This is a genomic window from Streptomyces sp. CB02058, from assembly GCF_001905505.1.
GTDB lineage: Bacteria > Actinomycetota > Actinomycetes > Streptomycetales > Streptomycetaceae > Streptomyces.
Map to the genome: position 1 here is coordinate 222,239 of NZ_LIPG01000003.1, position 18,396 is coordinate 240,634.

At 71.9% G+C, this 18,396-nt stretch carries 17 protein-coding genes, 1 pseudogene and 1 riboswitch; of the genes and pseudogenes, 14 read left to right on the forward strand and 4 right to left on the reverse strand.

All coding sequences use genetic code 11. The features are described from left to right. Positions 1-99: 99 nt before the first annotated feature. From AMK10_RS14675 to AMK10_RS14690, 4 genes and pseudogenes are all read left to right on the forward strand, one after another. Complete coding sequence (locus AMK10_RS14675; RefSeq protein ID WP_073748222.1) at positions 100-1,077, forward strand: 5-dehydro-4-deoxyglucarate dehydratase; 978 nt, start codon at positions 100-102, stop codon at positions 1,075-1,077. Between the two features lie 61 nt (positions 1,078-1,138). Continuing rightward, positions 1,139-2,515, forward strand: a pseudogene (locus tag AMK10_RS14680) (gluconate:H+ symporter); the annotation flags it as partial. A gap of 47 nt (positions 2,516-2,562) precedes the next feature. Beyond that, the gene (locus AMK10_RS14685; protein ID WP_073748224.1) at positions 2,563-3,891 is read left to right on the forward strand and encodes an enolase C-terminal domain-like protein; all 1,329 of its coding nucleotides are present in this window, start codon (positions 2,563-2,565) and stop codon (positions 3,889-3,891) included. Positions 3,892-4,078: 187 nt separating this feature from the next. Next, positions 4,079-4,606 (forward strand): polyketide cyclase, encoded by a 528-nt coding sequence (locus tag AMK10_RS14690; protein ID WP_073748225.1) that lies wholly within the window; start codon positions 4,079-4,081, stop codon positions 4,604-4,606. A 141-nt stretch (positions 4,607-4,747) separates the two neighbouring features. Here AMK10_RS14690 and AMK10_RS14695 read toward each other — a convergent pair whose 3' ends face one another. Continuing rightward, entirely contained in the window at positions 4,748-5,728 is a 981-nt protein-coding gene (locus AMK10_RS14695) for a hypothetical protein (protein WP_073748226.1), read from the reverse strand. 184 nt (positions 5,729-5,912) lie between these two features. Here AMK10_RS14695 and AMK10_RS14700 point away from each other — a divergent pair, with 184 nt between their 5' ends. The 6 genes from AMK10_RS14700 (at position 5,913) to AMK10_RS14725 (ending at position 12,404) form a co-directional block, all read left to right on the forward strand. After that, positions 5,913-8,186 (forward strand): heavy metal translocating P-type ATPase, encoded by a 2,274-nt coding sequence (locus AMK10_RS14700; protein ID WP_073748227.1) that lies wholly within the window; start codon positions 5,913-5,915, stop codon positions 8,184-8,186. 67 nt (positions 8,187-8,253) lie between these two features. Further along, positions 8,254-8,706 carry a flavodoxin family protein gene (locus AMK10_RS14705; RefSeq protein WP_073748228.1) on the forward strand — a complete coding sequence of 151 codons (453 nt, stop codon included), beginning with the start codon at positions 8,254-8,256 and terminating at the stop codon, positions 8,704-8,706. A 119-nt stretch (positions 8,707-8,825) separates the two neighbouring features. Next, positions 8,826-9,473 carry a TetR/AcrR family transcriptional regulator gene (locus AMK10_RS14710; protein WP_073748229.1) on the forward strand — a complete coding sequence of 216 codons (648 nt, stop codon included), beginning with the start codon at positions 8,826-8,828 and terminating at the stop codon, positions 9,471-9,473. 93 nt (positions 9,474-9,566) lie between these two features. Beyond that, the gene (locus AMK10_RS14715; RefSeq protein WP_073748230.1) at positions 9,567-10,787 is read left to right on the forward strand and encodes an NAD(P)/FAD-dependent oxidoreductase; all 1,221 of its coding nucleotides are present in this window, start codon (positions 9,567-9,569) and stop codon (positions 10,785-10,787) included. Between the two features lie 125 nt (positions 10,788-10,912). Further along, complete coding sequence (locus AMK10_RS14720) at positions 10,913-12,136, forward strand: cytochrome P450 (RefSeq protein WP_073748231.1); 1,224 nt, start codon at positions 10,913-10,915, stop codon at positions 12,134-12,136. Between the two features lie 76 nt (positions 12,137-12,212). Continuing rightward, positions 12,213-12,404, forward strand: coding sequence for a ferredoxin (locus AMK10_RS14725; protein ID WP_073748232.1), 192 nt, complete (start codon positions 12,213-12,215; stop codon positions 12,402-12,404). Positions 12,405-12,441: 37 nt separating this feature from the next. On the opposite strand, the gene AMK10_RS38500 is transcribed toward AMK10_RS14725, so the two are convergent. After that, positions 12,442-12,567: a hypothetical protein gene (locus tag AMK10_RS38500; RefSeq protein WP_274535337.1), complete on the reverse strand. Its 126-nt coding sequence runs from the start codon at positions 12,565-12,567 to the stop codon at positions 12,442-12,444. 128 nt (positions 12,568-12,695) lie between these two features. Here AMK10_RS38500 and AMK10_RS14730 point away from each other — a divergent pair, with 128 nt between their 5' ends. Further along, on the forward strand, positions 12,696-13,364 hold the full coding sequence (locus AMK10_RS14730) for a TetR/AcrR family transcriptional regulator (RefSeq protein WP_073748233.1): 669 nt from the start codon (positions 12,696-12,698) through the stop codon (positions 13,362-13,364). Between the two features lie 120 nt (positions 13,365-13,484). On the opposite strand, the gene AMK10_RS14735 is transcribed toward AMK10_RS14730, so the two are convergent. Next, the gene (locus tag AMK10_RS14735) at positions 13,485-13,715 is read right to left on the reverse strand and encodes a hypothetical protein (protein ID WP_073748234.1); all 231 of its coding nucleotides are present in this window, start codon (positions 13,713-13,715) and stop codon (positions 13,485-13,487) included. Positions 13,716-14,073: 358 nt separating this feature from the next. Then, positions 14,074-14,261: riboswitch (cyclic di-AMP (ydaO/yuaA leader) on the forward strand. A gap of 2 nt (positions 14,262-14,263) precedes the next feature. Here AMK10_RS14735 and AMK10_RS14740 point away from each other — a divergent pair. Together AMK10_RS14740 and AMK10_RS14745 are read left to right on the forward strand one after the other, a co-directional pair. Then, positions 14,264-15,121 carry a transglycosylase SLT domain-containing protein gene (locus AMK10_RS14740; RefSeq protein WP_073748235.1) on the forward strand — a complete coding sequence of 286 codons (858 nt, stop codon included), beginning with the start codon at positions 14,264-14,266 and terminating at the stop codon, positions 15,119-15,121. A 270-nt stretch (positions 15,122-15,391) separates the two neighbouring features. Then, positions 15,392-15,973, forward strand: coding sequence for a hypothetical protein (locus AMK10_RS14745; RefSeq protein WP_073748236.1), 582 nt, complete (start codon positions 15,392-15,394; stop codon positions 15,971-15,973). A 66-nt stretch (positions 15,974-16,039) separates the two neighbouring features. Here the strand turns inward: AMK10_RS14745 and AMK10_RS14750 are convergent, their stop codons facing one another. After that, positions 16,040-16,933, reverse strand: a complete 894-nt coding sequence (locus AMK10_RS14750; protein WP_073748237.1) for an SIS domain-containing protein — start codon at positions 16,931-16,933, stop codon at positions 16,040-16,042. A 405-nt stretch (positions 16,934-17,338) separates the two neighbouring features. Between AMK10_RS14750 and AMK10_RS14755 the strand changes: the two genes are divergently transcribed. Beyond that, on the forward strand, positions 17,339-18,331 hold the full coding sequence (locus AMK10_RS14755) for an MBL fold metallo-hydrolase (protein WP_073748238.1): 993 nt from the start codon (positions 17,339-17,341) through the stop codon (positions 18,329-18,331). Positions 18,332-18,396: the final 65 nt, after the last annotated feature.

The window sequence follows — 18,396 nt, forward strand, 5'->3', positions numbered from 1 at the left end:
ATCTTAAATCCGCGCTGTCGCACCCATTGACCCCGTCGCGTTCACCCGCTTAGCCTCCGTTCTCATACATGTACGCCATCTGCATATGGGGATGAGATTGTGGAGCGGTTCAGTACGGAACGGTCCGGTGCGGAGACCCGGGAGGTCGTCGAGCGGCTGCGCGAGGGCATGGCGGGCGGAGTGCTGGCCTTCCCCCTCACGAGCTTCCGGGAGGACGGCGGCCTCGATCTGGACGCGTACCGGACGTATCTGACCGCCCAGGTCGCCACCTCGCCCGGAGCGCTGTTCCCGGCCTGCGGCACAGGGGAGTTCAGCGCGCTGGACGAGGAGGAGTACCGCGCGGTCGTCACCGCCGCCGTCGAGATCGCCGGCGGCAGGCTGCCCGTGGTGGCGGGGACCGGCTACGGCTGGGCGCAGGCCCTGCGCTTCGCCCGTATCGCCGAGGAGGCGGGCGCCGACGCCCTGCTCGTCCTGCCGCACTACCTCGTCGCCGCCCCGGAGGACGGCCTGGTCGAGCAGCTCCGCCGGATCGCGGACGGCACCCGGCTGCCGCTGATCGCCTACCAGCGCGGCCAGGTCACCTTCACGCCCGACGGCGTACGCCGGATCGCGGAGATCCCCACCGTCGTCGGCCTCAAGGACGGGCACAGCGACCTCGACCGGCTCCAGCGCCTCACGCTCGCCGCACCCGAGGGCTTCCTCTTCTTCAACGGCGCCGCCACCGCCGAGATCCAGGCACGCGCCTACGCCACCGTCGGCGTCCCGGCCTACTCCTCGGCCGTCCACGCCTTCGCGCCGGAGATCGCCGACACCTTCTTCACCGCCCTGCGCGACGGCGACGACCCGGCGCTCACCGCGCTGCTGCGCGACTTCTACGTCCCGTTCGTCGAACTGCGCGACCGGGTCCCCGGATACGCCGTGTCCCTGGTCAAGGCGGCTGCCCGGATGCGAGGACTGCCGGTCGGGCCCGTACGCGCCCCGCTCACCGACCCCGGCCCCGAAGAGCTCGCCGTCCTGGAGGCCGTCCTCGACGCCGGGCTGAAGCTCGCGGGCGCCGAGCGCCTGCGCACCGCCTGAGCCGTGCCCCCACCGCGCCGGACGGCGGCCGGGCCGGAGGGCCCCCGCGGTCCGGCGGTCCGACCGCTCGACACGCTCCACAGTTCAAAGGGGAACTGACATGCCGCTCCTCGTGGTCGGGATCAGCGTTCTTGTGCTGCTGCTCCTGATGACCCGTACGAAACTCAACGGCTTCGCCGCACTCCTGCTCGTGGCGGTGGGCGTCGCGCTCGTCCAGGGCATTCCGGCGGTCGAGATCCCGGACGTCCTGTCGGCGGGCATCGGCGACCAGATCGGCGACACCATGCTCACCATCGGCCTCGGTGCCATGGTCGGCAGGGTCATGGGCGACTCCGGAGCCGCCCAGCGGATCGCGGGCAGACTGCTCGACACCTTCGGGCCGCGCGGCGTCCAACTGGCCATGGTGGTCACGTCCATGCTCATCGGCGTGACCATGTTCTACGAGGTCGCCTTCATCATCATCGTGCCCATCGCGTTCACGCTCGTCAGGGTCACCGGCGTGAACCTGCTGTGGGTGGGCCTGCCGATGTCGATCTCCCTGTCCACCATGCACAGCTTCCTGCCCCCACACCCCGGCCCCACCGCCGTGGCGGCGACCTTCCACGCCTCCGTCGGACACACCCTCTTCTACGGCCTCTTCATCGCCGTACCCGCCGGTGCGCTCGTCGCCCTCCTCTGGCCGCGCCTGCCGTTCGTGAAGGCGATGAACCCCTCCATACCCAAGGGCCTGGTCAGTGAGCGCGAGTTCACCGACGAGGAGATGCCCGGCATGGGCTGGTCCCTCTTCGTGGCCCTCTTCCCGGTGGTCCTGATCGCCGGCGCCGCCGTCACCGACATGGCCACCTCCGGCGAGAACGCGTTCCTGCACGGGGTCGCCTTCATCGGCTCGGCACCGATCGCCCTCCTGCTGGCGCTCCTCCTCGCCATCTGGGCGTTCGGGCCGCGCATCGGCCGCAGCCTCGCCGAGGTCAGCGCCTCCTGCACCTCCGCGGCCCAGGCGATGGCGATGATCCTGCTGGTCATCGGCGCGGGCGGCGCCTTCAAGAACGTCCTCGTCGAGGGCGGGATATCCGACTACATCAAGGAGATCACCGAGCACTGGGCGATCTCGCCGATCATCCTGGCCTGGCTCATCGCCGCCATCCTGCGCATCGCCCTCGGCTCGGCGACGGTCGCCGTGGTCACCGCGTCCGGCGTGGTGCTCCCGCTCCTCGCCGGCAGCGGCACCCACCCCGAGATGATGGTGCTCGCCGTCTCGTGCGGATCGATCGCCTTCTCCCACGTCAACGACCCCGGATTCTGGCTGTTCAAGGAGTACTTCAACCTCTCCGTCATCCAGGCGATCAAGGTCCGTACCGGCTACACGACCGTGCTCGCGGTCCTCGGCCTCGGCGGAGTCCTGGCGGCCGAGTGGGCCCTCGACACCCTCAGCCTCTGAACCACCCGCTCCCGTCCGCCCCCTCGCATCCAAGGAACCCGACCAGCATGAGCCAGCCGACCGTCACCCACTTCGCCGTCTATCCCGTCGCGGGCCGCGACAGCATGGAGCTCAACCTCTCCGGCGCCCACGGCCCCTTCTTCACCCGCAACATCGTCGTCCTCACGGACTCGCAGGGCCGTACGGGACTGGGGGAGGTGCCCGGCGGCGAGAAGATCACCCGGACGCTGCGGGACGCCGAGCCGCTGGTCGTCGGAGCGAAGGTGGGCGACTACAAGCGCGTCCTGCGCGAGATCGGCAGCCGCTTCGCGGACCGTGACTCCGGGGGGCGCGGCGCTCAGACCTTCGACCTGCGGACCACCGTGCACGCCGTCACCGCCGTCGAGTCGGCGCTGCTCGACCTGCTCGGCCAGCACCTCGACGTGCCGGTCGCGGCCCTGCTCGGTGACGGTCAGCAGCGGGACTCCGTACGGGTGCTGGGCTATCTCTTCTACGTCGGCGACCCCGACCGCACCGATCTGGAGTACGTCCGCGAACCCGGCTCGGACGTCGACTGGTACCGCGTCCGCCACGAGGAGGCCCTCACCCCCGAGGCGATCGTCCGCCAGGCTGAGGCCGCCTACGACCTCTACGGCTTCAGGGACTTCAAGCTCAAGGGCGGCGTCCTCGCGGGTGCTGAGGAGGTCGAGGCGGTGCGCGCGCTCAAGGAGCGCTTCCCCTCGGCGCGGATCACCCTCGACCCGAACGGCGCCTGGTCGCTGCGCGAGGCGGTCGAGCTGTGCTCCCCGCTGGTCGGCACGCTCGCCTATGCCGAGGACCCCTGCGGGGCCGAGGGCGGCTACTCGGGGCGCGAGATCCTCGCCGAGTTCCGCCGCGCCACCGGACTGCCGACGGCGACCAACATGATCGCCACGGACTGGCGGCAGCTGACCCACGCCCTGGCCCTCCAGTCGGTCTCGATCCCGCTGGCCGACCCGCACTTCTGGACGATGCAGGGCTCGGTGCGGGTGGCCCAGCTGTGCAACGCGATGGGGCTGACCTGGGGCTGCCACTCCAACAACCACTTCGACATCTCCCTCGCCATGATCACGCACTGCGGTGCCGCGGCCCCGGGCGACTACAACGCCCTGGACACGCACTGGATCTGGCAGGAGGGACTGGAGCGGCTCACCGTCACCCCGCCCCGGATCACCGACGGCGAGATCGCCGTCCCCGACGCCCCCGGCCTGGGCGTCGAACTCGACATGGACCGCCTCCTCGCCGCCCACGAGCTCTACAGGAAGGAGGCCCTGGGAGCGCGGGACGACGCCGCCGGCATGCAGTTCCTGGTCCCCGGCTGGACGTTCGACGCGAAGCGGCCCTGCCTGGTGCGGTAGGTCGGTGCGCCGGGTCCAGGGGCTGTACGGGGCACGGCCCCTGGACCACCGGACGCCCCCTCCTGCCCGGGATCCGATGGCAGACCTCGGCCTGTCCACCGGCCTGCCGATGGCTTGCGGTCCTACCGTCGAGGTGATCGCCCGGCGAAGGAGCCCCGAGCCGGAAGCACCCCCCGAGAGGCCCGACATGACCACGCAGAACGCCATCGACTGGCCCGAGCGCTATCTGCCCGGTACCACCGACAACTTCGTCTCCAACGAGAAGATCGTGCGGGGGCTGCGCGCGGCGGACGTCTGGCCGTACCTCGTCGACACCTCGACCTGGGAGTCGTACTACGACAACGTCGCCGACATCCGCTTCTCCGGCGGTGCGGGCCCCGGGCTGGCGGAGGGCGTCCGCTTCAGCTTCGGCACCTTCGGTTTCCCGCCGCTGGACGCCGAGGTCGTCGAGTTCCGCGCCCCCGCCCCCGGCGCCCCCGGGCGCCTCTCGTGGACGGCCCGGCAGGAGGGCGGGCCGGACGAGCGGCTGGATGTGCTGCACGCCTGGCTGGTGGAGGACCTGCCCGGTGACCGGGTGCGGATCCTCACCCAGGAGTCCCAGATCGGCCGCCCGGCCGCCGATCTGGCCGGGCAGACCCCGAACCCGATGCTGCTGGGCCACCAGGCGTGGCTGGACGGGCTCACCGGGGCCGCCGCCGGGGCGAAGCGCTCCTGAGGAGCCGTCCGGCGCGGGGCCGGGGCCGTGCGGCCGGCCGCGGCACGGTCCCGTGCCGCCGGCGCCGCCCGCCGCGATCGAGCCGCGCCGAGCCGGGCGGAGCCGCCCGGCTCCGCTCACCGCAGGGCGTGCCGGCGGCCCCTACTCCCCGTGCTGGTGGGCCGGGCCCTCCTCGTGGCCGTCCTCGGGGCCGGTCGGCGCGGGGGTCTCGGCCGGGCCGCCCGGATCCTGCGCCGCCGCCCCGGCGTGCACCGTGAAGGCCACCGTCCGGACGGTGCCCTCGTGCTTGAAGTCCAGGAACAGGCGGTACGCGGCCGGGCTCGGCGCGGTCGCCATGAACGAGACGTCCGGGCCGGACGCGGTGACGCCGTCGCCCGGTTCGCCGTCGGGGTGGACGTGGAGGTAGGCGAGGTCACCGGCGCGCAGGGCCACGAGGTGCCCGTACGCCCCCAGATAGGGCTGGAGGTCGGTGACGGGCTCGCCGTCCTTGCGCACGGTGAAGGTGAGCCGCTCCGGAGCGTCGGGGCGGAGCGTGCCGTTCAGCGAGACGGTGTATCCGTCGACGCCGGCGGTCGGTGCGGGCTTCGGCAGCTCCGCCGCCTTGTACGGGCCGGAGACCGCGAGGTCCGTCCCCAGGGTGAGGCCGGTGGCGTTCCGCCCCGAGGGCGTGAAGTCGGCGAAGACCCGGTAGTCGCCCGCCCTGGGCAGGCTGACCGGGGTGCTCCAGGTGCCGTCGGCCGCCCGGACAGGGTGCAGGTGACGGTAGGTGGCCAGGTCCCGTGAGGCGACGATCAGATGCAGTTCCTTGTCGTGCTCGCGCTGGAAAGCGGTGACCGGCTCGCCCTCCCGGTCGCGGATGGTGAAGCGCAGCTCGCTCTTCCCGTCCGCCTCCAGGCGCGGGGTCCTCAGGTCCAGCGTGTAGCCGCCCTCGGAGACCTGGAGCCCGCCGGCCGCCGACGCCGCGGCGCCGTCACCGACGTGCTGGGCGCCGCTCTCACTGTGGCCCGCGCGCCCGGAAGGCCCGGGATCATCGGGCCCGGCCACGGCACCCACCCCCCAGGCGGCACCGAAGGACGCCGCAAGCGCGGCGGTGAACGCGGTCATCTTCGCGGCCGTTCTCATGACTGCTCCTGACGTCAGCGCGGAGGTCCCGCAGTGGTCCGATATTCCTGAGCGTATACCCTCCAGGGGTATGTGCAAGCTGCCGCGCGGGGCTTGCGTGGATACGGGTAGGGGGTATATCCCTTGAGGTGAGAGAGATACCCGCCAGGGGTATACTTGGTCCCGTTCGAACGAGGAGCACGCAATGACTCCCACGACTCCCGGAGCCACCCGGGTCGAGCTCGCGATCGGCGGCATGACGTGCGCCTCGTGCGCGGCCCGGATCGAGAAGAAGCTCAACCGCATGGAGGGTGTCGAGGCGACGGTCAACTACGCCACGGAGAAGGCGCGAGTCACCTTCGACGACGATGTCTCGGTCGACGACCTGATCGCCACGGTCGAAGCCACGGGCTACACCGCCCAGCCGCCGGCCCCGGCCGCTCCCGCGCCCGGCGAGGGCGCCGCGCCGACGGCCGGGCAGGCGGACGACGAGCGCGCCGACGCCGAGCTGAGGTCACTGCGCGAGCGGCTCGTCACCGCCGCCGTGCTCGCCCTGCCGGTCGTCGCGATGGCGATGATCCCCGCCCTCCAGTTCGAGTACTGGCAGTGGCTCTCCCTCACACTCGCGGCCCCGGTCGTCACCTACGCGGCCTGGCCCTTCCACCGTGCCGCCTGGACCAACGCCCGGCACGGCGCGGCCACCATGGACACCCTGATCTCGGTCGGCACGTCGGCCGCGTTCCTCTGGTCCCTGTGGGCACTCTTCTTCGGAACGGCCGGCATGCCGGGCATGACGCACCCCTTCGAATTCACGATCGCGCGAGGGGACGGTGCGGGGAACATCTATCTGGAGGCCGCCGCGGGCGTCACGGCCTTCATCCTGGCCGGCCGGTACTTCGAGGCACGCTCCAAGCGCAAGGCGGGCGCCGCCCTCAAGGCGCTCATGGAGCTGGGTGCCAAGGAGGTCACCGTCCTGCGCGACGGCCGTGAGCTCACCCTGCCCACGGCCGCCCTGGTCGTCGGCGACCGCTTCCTCGTGCGCCCCGGGGAGAAGATCGCCACGGACGGGACGGTGGTCGAGGGCTCGTCCGCCGTGGACGCCTCGATGCTCACCGGTGAGTCGGTGCCGGTCGAGGTCTCCGCCGGGGACTCCGTCACCGGTGCCACCCTCAACGCGGGCGGACGCCTGGTCGTCGAGGCCACCAGGGTCGGCGCCGACACACAGCTGGCACGGATGGCCCGGCTCGTCGAGGAGGCCCAGAGCGGCAAGGCCTCGGCCCAGCGCCTGGCCGACCGGATCTCCGCGGTCTTCGTGCCGGTCGTCATCGGGCTCGCGCTCGCCACGCTCGGCTTCTGGCTCGGCTCCGGCGCCGGACTCACCGCCGCCTTCACGGCTGCCGTCGCCGTACTGATCATCGCCTGCCCCTGCGCCCTGGGGCTCGCCACCCCCACCGCCCTGCTGGTCGGGACCGGGCGCGGCGCCCAGCTCGGCATCCTGATCAAGGGCCCCGAGGTGCTGGAGACCACCCGCAGGGCGGACACGATCCTCCTCGACAAGACCGGCACGGTCACGACCGGCCGGATGACCCTGCTGGAGGTCCGCACCACGACGGGCACGGACGGGGACGAAGTCCTCCGCCTCGCGGGCGCGCTGGAGCACGCCTCGGAGCACCCGGTCGCCCGGGCCGTCGCCACGGGAGCGGTCGCGGCGGTGGGCACCCTGCCCGCCCCCGAGGACTTCGCCAACATCCCCGGGCTCGGCGTCCAGGGAGTCGTCGACGGCCACGCCGTGCTCGTCGGCCGGGAGAAGCTGCTGAGCGAGTGGGCCATCGAGCTCCCCGAGGAGCTCCGGGCCGCCAAGGACCGCGCCGAGAAGGCCGGCCGGACCGTCATCGCGGTGGCCTGGGACGGTGAGGCCCGCGCCGTTCTGGAGGTCGCCGACGCGGTCAAGGACACCAGCGCGGAGGCCGTCCGGCGGCTGCGCGCCCTCGGACTGTCGCCCATCCTGCTGACCGGCGACAACCGCACGGTCGCCGAGGCCGTCGCCGCCGAGGTCGGCATCGACGAGGTCATCGCCGAGGTCATGCCGCAGGACAAGGCCGATGTCGTCAAGAGGCTCCAGGCCGAGGGCCGCAGCGTCGCCATGGTCGGCGACGGTGTCAACGACGCCGCCGCACTCGCCCAGGCGGACCTGGGCCTGGCCATGGGCACCGGGACGGACGCGGCCATGGAGGCCGGGGACCTGACGCTCGTACGGGGTGACCTGCGCGCCGCCGCCGACGCGATCCGGCTCTCCCGCAGGACGCTGGGCACGATCCGCTCGAACCTGTTCTGGGCCTTCGCCTACAACGTGGCGGCCCTCCCGCTCGCCGCGGCGGGCCTGCTCAACCCCATGATCGCCGGAGCGGCCATGGCCTTCTCGTCGGTCTTCGTCGTGGGCAACAGCCTGCGCCTGCGGAGCTTCCGCGCGGCCGGCTGAGCGGGAGCCCGAGCCGCCACCCGCCCCGGTTTGCTTCCGGGGAGCGGTGGCGGCAGGGTTCGGAGGTGTGGCCACTCTGCTGATCGTGCATCACACCCCCTCGCCCAACTGCCAGGCCCTGTTCGAGGCCGTCGTCGCGGGGGCGACCACCGACGACATCGAAGGCGTACGGGTCGTCCGGCGCTCCGCGCTCTCGGCCACGGCCTCCGACGTGCTCGCCGCCGACGGCTATCTGCTGGGCACTCCGGCCAATCTCGGCTACATGTCCGGCGCCCTCAAGCACTTCTTCGACCAGGTCTACTACCCGTGCCTGGACGAGACGCGGGGACGGCCGTTCGGCTACTACGTCCACGGCGGCAACGACGTCACCGGCGCCGTACGGGGCATCGAGTCCATCACGACGGGGCTCGGATGGCGCCGTACGGCCGACGCCGTGACCGTCACGGGAGAACCGGCCAAGTCCGACACCGAGGCGTGCTGGGAGCTGGGCGCGACGGTCGCCGCCGGGCTGATGGAGTGACGACGCGCCGTGTGCGGGGCGTGTGACCATTCCGGCCATCTTTAAATCAGTCGATTGACTGAAGCCGTTCCACGGGATTGCCTGGGTGCCCCGGGACGCCCTCGACCCAGGAGACGGCGATGGAACGGACGGCGCGGGCCGACCAGGTCAGCGAGACCAGGGAACGCATCCTGCACGCGGCGGAGAGACTGTTCGCGGAACGCGGTGTCTACGCCGTGTCCAACCGCCGGGTCAGCGAGGCCGCCCAGCAGGGCAACAACACAGCGGTGGGCTACCACTTCGGGACCAAGGCCGACCTCGTGCGGGCGATCGCCCGCAAGCACAGCCACCGGATCGAGGAGGCCCGCGCACGTCTGCTGGCGGAGATCGGCGACAGCACGGACACGGGGGACTGGGTCGCCTGCCTGGTGCGGCCCACCACCGAACACCTGGCCGCCCCAGGCGGTCCCACCTGGTTCGCGCGGTTCTGCGCCCAGGTCATCACCGATCCCGCGCTGCGGGACATCCTGGCCGAGGAGTCGCTGGCGTCCCCGGCCACACGGCGGACCCTCGAAGGGCTGAACCGGTGTCTGCCCGACCTGCCGGCCGACATCCACGCCGAGCGGGGCGCCATGGCGCGCAATCTGATCCTCCACACCTGCGCCGAGCGTGAACGCGACCTGGCGGAGAACATCCCTGCGGCCCGCGCCAGTTGGCACGACACCGCGACCGGACTGATCGACGCGATCGTCGGGCTGTGGACCGCCCCCGTCACCCCACGCAGCTGACCGCACCCGTCCCCACGCAACTGGCCGCACTCCATCCCCCACCCGCGCTCCGGCGGCCCCAACCGGCCGGCCGGGCCGGAGAGCCGAGGCTCCATGTCCCCCCACATCGCCGCCGACCAGGGATCGCGCCACCCCTCCCACGTCCTCGTGGTCGGCGCCTCCGCCGCCGGACTGACCACCGCGGAGACACTGCGCCGCAAGGGATACGCAGGCAGGCTCACGCTGCTGGGAGGCGAGCGGCACCTGCCCTACGACCGCCCGCCCCTGTCCAAGCAGGTGCTCGACGGCACCAGAGCCCCCGACACGGCCCGGCTCCGCGCGCCGGACGCCCTGACGGCCCTGGACGCCGAGATCCTCCTCGGGGATCCCGCGACCGGCCTCGACGCGGAGACCCGTACCGTGCGCACCGCCTCGGGCCGGGAACTGCGCGCCGACGCCGTCATCATCGCCACCGGGGTGCGGCCGAGGACCCTGCCCGTACCTCCAGGCACCGAGGGCGTCCACGGCTTGAGAACCCTCGACGACGCCCTCGCCCTGCGCGCCGGGCTTCTGGCGTCCCGCAGGCTCGTGGTGGCCGGCGAAGGCGTGCTCGGCTCCGAGATCGCCGCCACCGCACGCACCATGGGCCTGGACGTCACCCTGGCCGGACCTCGGCCGGCGCCCATGCTGGCCCAGTTCGGACCGGTGATCGCGGACCGGCTGGCGGCCCTGCACACCGGACACGGGGTGCGCCTGCGGCTCGGCCACGCGGTCACCGGACTCACCGGGGCCCGGGGCCGGGTGACCGGAGTGCGCCTGGACACCGATGAGGTGCTGCCCGCCGATCTGGTCGTGGTCGCCATCGGCGCGGAACCGGCCACCGGCTGGCTGGCCGGCAGCGGGCTGCGCGTCGACAACGGTGTGGTCTGCGACTCCCGTTGCCGGGCGGCGGAGGGGATCTACGCCGTGGGGGACGTCGCACGCTGGCACCACGAACTCCTCGACGCCTCCATGCGCCTGGAGAACCGTACGAACGCCACCGAACAGGCCATGGCCGTCGCGGACACGATCCTCGGCGCCGACCGGCCCTATGTGCCGGTGCCGTACTTCTGGACCGACCAGTTCGACGCCCGGATCCAGACCCACGGAAGCTTCCCGCCGGACGCGCACGTAGCCGTCGTCGACGGCGACCTCGCGAGCGGGCGGTTCGTCGCCCGCTGCGAACAGGGCGGCAGGGTCACCGGCGTCATCGGCTGGAACATGCCCAGACAGGCCCGTCTGCGCCGCCCGGAGATCGGCGGCCCCGCCCCGGCGCTCGCACCCGCCGCCCCCTGACGGCTGCCGCACGACGACGGCCGGGACACCTCAGCCGTCCCCACCCCACGGAAGGAGGTACCTCGGCCGTCCCCGCACCACGGAACGACGCACCTCAGCCATCCGCACGACGAAGTGAGGAAGCGATGACCAGCACCGTACGTCCGGAAGGGGCGCCCGCCCCCGCTCTCCCGGAGTTCCCGATGCCCAGGGCCACGGGCTGCCCGTTCGACCCGCCGCCCGCGCTCAAGGCCGAGCAGGAGCGGGGCCCGCTCAGGAAGGTCCGCCTGTGGGACGGGACGACCCCCTGGCTGGCGACCCGTTACGCCGATCAGCGCGCCCTCCTCTCCGACCCGAGGGTCAGTGCCGACGTCACCCGGCCCGGCTACCCCAGTCCCGCACCGGTGAGGGGGTCGAGCTTCAGCTTCATCCTGATGGACGACCCCGAACACGCCCGGCAGCGGCGCATGGTGACGGCGCCCTTCACGATCAAGCGGGTCGAGGCGATGCGTCCGGCCGTCCAGCGGATCGTGGACGGGCTGATCGACACGATGCTGTCCGGGCCTCCGCGGACCGATCTCGTCCAGTCCTTCGCCCTGCCCGTTCCCTCGCTCGTGATCTGCGAGCTGCTCGGAGTGCCGTACACCGACCACGACTTCTTCCAGGAGAACAGCAGGACCATCATCAGCCGCAGCGCGACACCCGAGGAGCGCGGCGCCGCCCACGCCAAGCTGATCGGCTACCTCGACGAGCTGGTCGGCCACAAGACCACCACTCCCGCAGACGACCTGCTGTCCAAGCTCGGGACGCGGGTCGAGGCGGGCGAGCTGTCCCGGCGGGAGGCGGCCGAGATGGGCGTACTCCTGCTGCTCGCCGGGCACGAGACCACCGCGAACATGATCGCTCTGGGCACCCTCGCCCTGCTCGAACACCCCGGCCAGCTCGCCCTGCTGCGCGACACCGAGGACCCGAGGACGGTCGCGGGCGCGGTGGAGGAACTGCTGCGGTATCTCAACATCACCCACGGGGGCCGCCGCCGTGTCGCGCTGGAGGACATCGAGTGCGCGGGCGAGGTCATCAGGGCGGGCGACGGGATCATCGTGCCCAACGACATCGGCAACCGCGACCCCGAGGTCTTCACCGACCCCGACCGGCTCGACCTCCGGCGTGACGCCCGGCGCCATGTCGCCTTCGGCTTCGGCGTGCACCAGTGCCTCGGCCAGCCCCTGGCCCGTATGGAACTCCAGGTCGTCAACAGCACCCTCTACCGGCGCATCCCCACCCTGCGCCTCGACGCTGACCCGAAGGAGCTGCCGTTCAAGCACGACGGCTCCGTCTACGGGGTCCACGAGCTTCCCGTGGCCTGGTGAGAACCCTGCCGCACCCGCGAACACCCCGCACCACGACACCGACGACACCCGCGACACCCACGACGAAGGAGCGCTCATGAAGGTGACCCTCGACCAGGACAAGTGCGTGGCCTCCGGCCAGTGCGTCGTCGCCGCCGACCACGTGTTCGACCAGGACGACGACGGCATCGCCGTCCTCCTCGACCCGGCGCCCTCTCCCGCCCGGGCCGACGACGTCCACCAGGCCGCCGCGGTCTGCCCGGCCCTCGCGATCCGGATCGAGGACTGACGGGACGGCACCCACCTGGGCCGAGGGCCGAGGGCCGCTACGGGACGAGCAGCAGCTTGCCCGTGGTGGCCCGGGACCAGGGCGTCTCTTCCGGATCGTGCCGGGCTCGCGACGCCCGGCACGCACGCTCGCCGCGTTGTCGTCGGTCGTCGATGCCGCGCATGGACTCCCTCCTCCGCCCGGCGATCGCACGCACCGGACGCCGCTTGTCTCTCCCGGCCCGTGTGGACGGGTCCCACGGTCGCGCGCATAAAATGGACCCGCGAGTCCATATGTGAGGGAGGCTCCGGCATGGCGACCGGGAAGAGCGCGGCACCACGGCTCACGGCCAAGGGGGCGGAGACCCGGCGCCGCATCGTCGAGGGGGCCGCGGCGGAGATCCGCGCCAGGGGCGCCGCCGCCACCACGCTGGACGACATCCGCGCACGCACCTCGACGAGCAAGAGCCAGATCTTCCACTACTTCGCCGGGGGCAAGGAGGAGCTGCTGCTCGCGGTGGCCGCCCGGGAGGCCGAACTCGTCCTGGAGGACCAGGAACCGCACCTCGGGGACCTCGGCACCTGGCAGGCGTGGCAGGACTGGCGCGACGCGGTCGTCCGGCGCTACGAGCAGCAGGGCGTCAACTGCCCGCTGGGTGTCCTGATCACCGAACTGGGCCGCACGACCCCCGCCGCGCAGGCCCTCACCGGCCGGCTGCTCGACCAGTGGCAGGCGGCCCTGCGCGCCGGCGTCCAGCTGATGCAGGAACGGGACGAGATCGACCGCCGCCTGGACGCCGACCGCACGGCTGCCGCGCTCATCGCCGCCGTGCAGGGCGGGGTGACGATCCTGATGTCCACCGGCAGGATCACCCACCTCGAAGCGGCGCTCGACCTCTCGCTGGGCCTGCTGAGGGCTCCGGCGACCCCGGCCTTCCCTGCCGCCCCGGACGCTCCTGCCGCCTCGGAGGGCCGGGCGTAGGAGGCGCGCCCCGGGCGGGCGCCACCCCGCGGGCCCCGGCCGGGGTGGCTGCTCAGGCCCTGCGCGGAGCCGACGTACCGCCCGCGCAAGCCGGCCCGCCCGGGAGATGCGCCGTTCCCGTCAGTGCGGCCGCCAGCTGAGCTTGCCGCCGCCCACCCAGCGCACCGAGGCCGGATCGTCGAGGTCATGGACCGGGATCCCCGCCGCCGAGGCGGCGATCAGCACATCTGTCATGGCGGTCGCCCGGCCGACCACCTCCCCGTCGATCTCGACGATGCGGAAGGGCGGGTCGCCGGGCTGGACGGGCAGGACGGTGATCCGTGGGTACGAGGCGTGAGGGTTCTCGGTCATACGTGGATCGATTCCACGCAGTGTCAGATGGTATGCCCGATGATGACCGCTCTGGGGTATCTGCCCGATTTGGATCGCTTTCTTGGAATTGATCCCGTAATCCATAAAAGGCCATTTCGTGTGACCTGGGGACCTTCAAGGGGGAGCAAAACGCCCTAATCGGACTCCGTGACCAGCGTCACCTGACGAGCCGCGGACGCCCGGGCGGAGCGACCGGTTCCCTTCTGCGCCAACAAGAGTTGTCCGCGCCGTGTGCGATGGATTACATGAATTCCTGTGAATCGATCTTGCCGGTGAATTGTGATCACGAGATCGGGCTTGTTCGTTTCCCTATTTCTCGCCTACGGTCACCATCACTCCGGATGGAACGCCTAATCCTGCCGCCGTCCGGGAACCCGACCACTTCTCGTACGGCAGGAGCGGGGGACCCAAGTAAGCGCCGATCCGGTATCCGGAGCGGCTCGGGGTGAAGTCGCATTCACATGCGGCCGGGCATCTCCAGCCCGAACCCGACAGCTCACTTCGTAGGCGACGGAGAGGAATTCAGCATGCCCGAAAACGGTAAGCACCGTCGTTCCAGGACCAGTTCGCTGACTCGCGGCGTCATCGCCGTGACCACGGGTGGAGCCGCTCTGGCCCTTCCCGTGTTCGGTGCGACCGGTGCCTTCGCCGCCCCGGCCCAGCCGACCGCCGTCGAAAAGGCGGCCACGTCGACTTCCGTGTCCGGCAAGGGAATTGCCGCGAAGAAGTCCGGCTCCACCACCTATTCCGTGATCTTGGGCGACACGCTCGCCAAGATCGCCCGCGAGCATTCCGTGAGCGGTGGCTGGAAGGCCCTGTACGAGGCCAACGAGAAGGCCGTCGGCGGAAATCCCGACCTGATTCACCCCGGTCTGAAGCTGACCGTCGGTGGCAAGGCCGAGAAGAAGTCGGCCGACACGTCGGAGAAGAAGGCCGACAAGGCCGCCGACCGTGCCGAGAGCGCCGACCGCGCCGACCGTTCGGAGCGCGCGAGCACCCCGGTCGCCGCGGAGGGCGCTCCCGCCGCCGCCGAGGCCGCCCCCGCCGCCGAGCCGGCCGCGTACACCAACGACCTGGACGGCTGGATCAAGGAGTCGCTCGCCATCATGGCCGAGCACGGCATCCCCGGCAGCTACGAGGGCATCCACCGCAACATCATGCGTGAGTCCTCCGGCAACCCCCAGGCCATCAACAACTGGGACTCGAACGCCGCCGCCGGCATCCCGTCGAAGGGCCTCCTCCAGGTCATCGACCCGACCTTCCAGGCCTACCACGTGCCCGGTACGTCGACGGACAGCTACGACCCGGTCGCCAACATCACGGCCGCGTGCAACTACGCCGCCGACCGGTACGGCTCGATCGACAACGTCTTCGGGGCCTACTGAGCCTCGAGGACACATGAACCCGCTGACGCGCGAGGCGTGACGGCGGGAACAGAGTGACGGACGGCAGGGACGGGTGGTACGGGTTCGGCGGAACCCGTACCACCCGTCTTTCGTGTGCGCGCACCCCGTCTTTCGTGTGCGCACACCGCGGCCGGGTGCCCGTCGTGCCCGGCCGTTCCGTCCTGCCCGGCCGTTCCCGGGTGCGCGACGACAGGCCGGTCGGGACCCGTTGACTGGTCTCGTACAGGTTCGTCGTCCATACTGCCCGCCGTGGAGCAGCGCATAGATTCGAACACCAAGCCCGAGTTCGCCGCGGGGACAGACCCGGCGTTCATCCCCGGCCTGACGGCCCCTGTCGCCGCGCGAACGGGGGCTGAGGCGGAGGCGGAGAAGGCGGCGCCCGAGGAGGTCCCGGAACCCGAGGACGCGGTCGTGTCCGCCGGACCCGCGATCGAGGACGCCCGGGAGCCGGAGGGGGCCGGGGACGCCGAGGAGCCGGAGGACGACACGGACTCCGGCACCGCCGCGGACGCGGAAGCCGGCGAGGAGCGCGAGGGAGCCGACGGCGAGGACGGACCCGTCTTCGAGGTCAGCGACCGGCGCGGATCCATCCGGGTGGACGCCACGGGCGTCCGCTTCACGCTGGACGACCAGGAGGCGGAGTTCGACTGGGCCGAGATCGGCGCGGTCGAGGTCAAGACCGGCCGCTTCGGACGCCGGTTCACCGTGACCGTCCACCTGTCCAGCCGCCGGTGGTTCAACGCCGAGGTCGAGGCCGAGGCGCGGAGCAGCCTCAAGGAGTGGACGGCGGATCTCGACGCCGCGCTGGACGCCCACTTCGAAGAGGGCTGACCCGCACGGCCGTCGCCGTGTACCGGGCCCCCGCCGGCCCGGTACGCGGCATGCCGTGACACGGGGTCAGGCCCCCGGCGCCCCTTCGAGCACGACCGATCGCGTCAGATGGCGCGGCAGATCCGGATCGAGTCCCCGGGCCGAGGCGCGGGCGACCGCCAGCCGCTGGACGCGCACCAGGTCGGCCAGGGGGTCCAGACCGCTCTCCACCCACCGGGCCCCCGTCGCCAGCACCTGTTCGGCCAGGCCCTTCGGCGCCGCGCCGAACATCCATGTCGCGGTACCGGCCGTGGCGATGCTGATCGGGCCGTGGCGGTACTCCATCGCCGGATAGGACTCCGTCCAGGACAGGGAAGCCTCCTTCATCTTGAGCGCCGCCTCGTTGGCGATCCCGACCGTCCAGCCGCGCCCCAGGAAGCTGAACTGGGTGCACTCCAGCAGCCCGTCGGGCAGCGGCTCCGTGAGGGCCTTCTCCGCGTCCCGTACGACCTCGTCGGTGTGCAGCCCGAGGTGGGCGCGGAACAGGGTCAGGGCCGTGGTCGCGAACCGCGTCTGCACCACGGACCGTTCGTCGGCGAAGTCGAGGACGACCAGCTCGTCCGCCGCGTCCCTCACCGGGGTGTGCGGGTCGGCGGTCACCGCGACGGTCCTTGTGGTGCCCCGCAGCCGGTCCAGCAGGCCGAGGACCTCGGTGGTGGTGCCCGACCGCGTCAGCGCGACGACCCGGTCGTACGCCCTCCCGAAGGGGAACTCCGACGCGGCGAACGCGTCCGACTCGCCCTGCCCCGAGGTCTCGCGGAGCGCGGCGTACGCCTGCGCCATGTAGTACGACGTGCCGCAGCCGACGACGGCGACGCGCTCACCGTCGGCGGGCAGGGCCGCCGCCCGGTCGGCGGCGACATCCACGGCACGGCGCCAGCACTCCGGCTGGCTCGCTGTCTCGGTCTCGACGTAGGACATGTACGCACTCCGCTTTCCGCTGCTGCTCGCACCCGAGGGGCGGGCTGGGTGAAATCGTCGCCGGTTTGCTCAATTCTGCATGTTACATGGGTCAATCGAGCAAGAACAAGCAAACGGTCGCCGGTTCCGCTCGTCGTGGTACGGCTGTTTTCGGCCAAGCTCGGTGGGTAGTCGGCTCATTCGGGTTCCGTCGTTCCCGGGTGGGTATCTGTCGCGAGCCGCGCACGCGCCGGGCGACATCCCGGTCACCGGGTGGAAAATCCTTCGCGCGGCCGATGGGCCGAGATGCCGGACCGTCACCGCCGGGCGGCGGGCGGTGGGAGTCAAGGTCGATTTCGCGTCACCGGGTCTGTGCGTTGGCCGAGTTCGAACGCGCAAACGCATCGTGGTCGGCATAATCGCCCCATGCCGATCACGGGTGGGGACGTCGTCGACCTCGGCGCGGGCTTGTACGCCTGGCTGCCGCCGAAGCGGGGCTGGGGCCTGGCCAACTGCGGCCTCCTGGTCTCGCGGCGCGGCGCGCTGTGGATCGACACCCCGTACGACCCGTTGCTGGCAGGGCAGTTCCTCGTGGAGAGCGAGAAGCGGCTGCCCCCCGGGGTGAGCATCGACCGCGTGATCGTCACCCATGCCAACGGGGACCACTTCTGGGGCGCGGGCGTGCTCCCGGACGCGGAGATCATCGCGACCCGGGAGGCCCGGGAGCACATCCACTACGACCCCACGCCCCGGCAGCAGCACGCGCTGGTGACCGGAAGCGACCCGGCGACCCCCCTCGGCGCCTACCTCGGCCGCCATTTCGGCGGCTTCGACTGGTCGGCCACCGAGGAGGTGCTGCCGACGACCTACTTCACCGGGGAGCTTGAGCTGACCCTGGGGGAGCACACGGTCCAGGTGACGTCCCTTCCGCCCGCGCACACCACGGGCGACCTGATCGTCCATCTGCCCGCCCAGCGCACCGTGTTCAGCGGCGACATCGTCTTCGCCTCCACCGAACGGCAGCCCGGGGACCATCCGGTGCACTGGGCCGGCCCCCTGAGCAACGTGATCGACGCCTGCGAGCAGGTGCTGGCCACCGGGGCCGAGGTGATCGTGCCCGGCCACGGACCGGTGCTCGACCCGGCCGGGGTGCGGGAGCACATCGGCTACCTCGCCCACGTACGCGAACGCGCCCACGCCCTCCACGCCGCCGGTGTGCCCGCCCTGGAGGCGGCCCGCCGGGTGATCCGCGAGGACCGCCATCCGGCGCTCGGCCTGCCGGAGCGCCTGGTGGTGACCATCGGGAGCGAGTACCGCCACCTGGACGGCTCCGAACTGCCCGGTGTCCTCCAGGTCATGGCCGACGTGGCGGCCGTCGCCCACGAGACCGGCACGCTGTGTACCGGCGAGCCGGCGTGACCGCCGGCCGGTACGACGGCACAACGCCCCGCAGCCGCGCGGGACGCCGGCTGTCCCCGACAACA

Excerpts from the sequence above, each read along its gene's own strand:
- AMK10_RS14685 (WP_073748224.1), top strand. The coding sequence starts at position 2,563 with ATGAGCCAGCCGACCGTCACCCACTTCGCCGTCTATCCCGTCGCGGGC.
- AMK10_RS14690 (WP_073748225.1), top strand. The coding sequence starts at position 4,079 with ATGACCACGCAGAACGCCATCGACTGGCCCGAGCGCTATCTGCCCGGT.
- AMK10_RS14695 (WP_073748226.1), bottom strand. The coding sequence starts at position 5,728 with ATGAGAACGGCCGCGAAGATGACCGCGTTCACCGCCGCGCTTGCGGCG.
- AMK10_RS14700 (WP_073748227.1), top strand. The coding sequence starts at position 5,913 with ATGACTCCCACGACTCCCGGAGCCACCCGGGTCGAGCTCGCGATCGGC.
- AMK10_RS14710 (WP_073748229.1), top strand. The coding sequence starts at position 8,826 with ATGGAACGGACGGCGCGGGCCGACCAGGTCAGCGAGACCAGGGAACGC.
- AMK10_RS14715 (WP_073748230.1), top strand. The coding sequence starts at position 9,567 with ATGTCCCCCCACATCGCCGCCGACCAGGGATCGCGCCACCCCTCCCAC.
- AMK10_RS14720 (WP_073748231.1), top strand. The coding sequence starts at position 10,913 with ATGACCAGCACCGTACGTCCGGAAGGGGCGCCCGCCCCCGCTCTCCCG.
- AMK10_RS14725 (WP_073748232.1), top strand. The coding sequence starts at position 12,213 with ATGAAGGTGACCCTCGACCAGGACAAGTGCGTGGCCTCCGGCCAGTGC.
- AMK10_RS38500 (WP_274535337.1), bottom strand. The coding sequence starts at position 12,567 with ATGCGCGGCATCGACGACCGACGACAACGCGGCGAGCGTGCGTGCCGG.
- AMK10_RS14730 (WP_073748233.1), top strand. The coding sequence starts at position 12,696 with ATGGCGACCGGGAAGAGCGCGGCACCACGGCTCACGGCCAAGGGGGCG.
- AMK10_RS14735 (WP_073748234.1), bottom strand. The coding sequence starts at position 13,715 with ATGACCGAGAACCCTCACGCCTCGTACCCACGGATCACCGTCCTGCCC.
- AMK10_RS14740 (WP_073748235.1), top strand. The coding sequence starts at position 14,264 with ATGCCCGAAAACGGTAAGCACCGTCGTTCCAGGACCAGTTCGCTGACT.
- AMK10_RS14750 (WP_073748237.1), bottom strand. The coding sequence starts at position 16,933 with ATGTCCTACGTCGAGACCGAGACAGCGAGCCAGCCGGAGTGCTGGCGC.
- AMK10_RS14755 (WP_073748238.1), top strand. The coding sequence starts at position 17,339 with ATGCCGATCACGGGTGGGGACGTCGTCGACCTCGGCGCGGGCTTGTAC.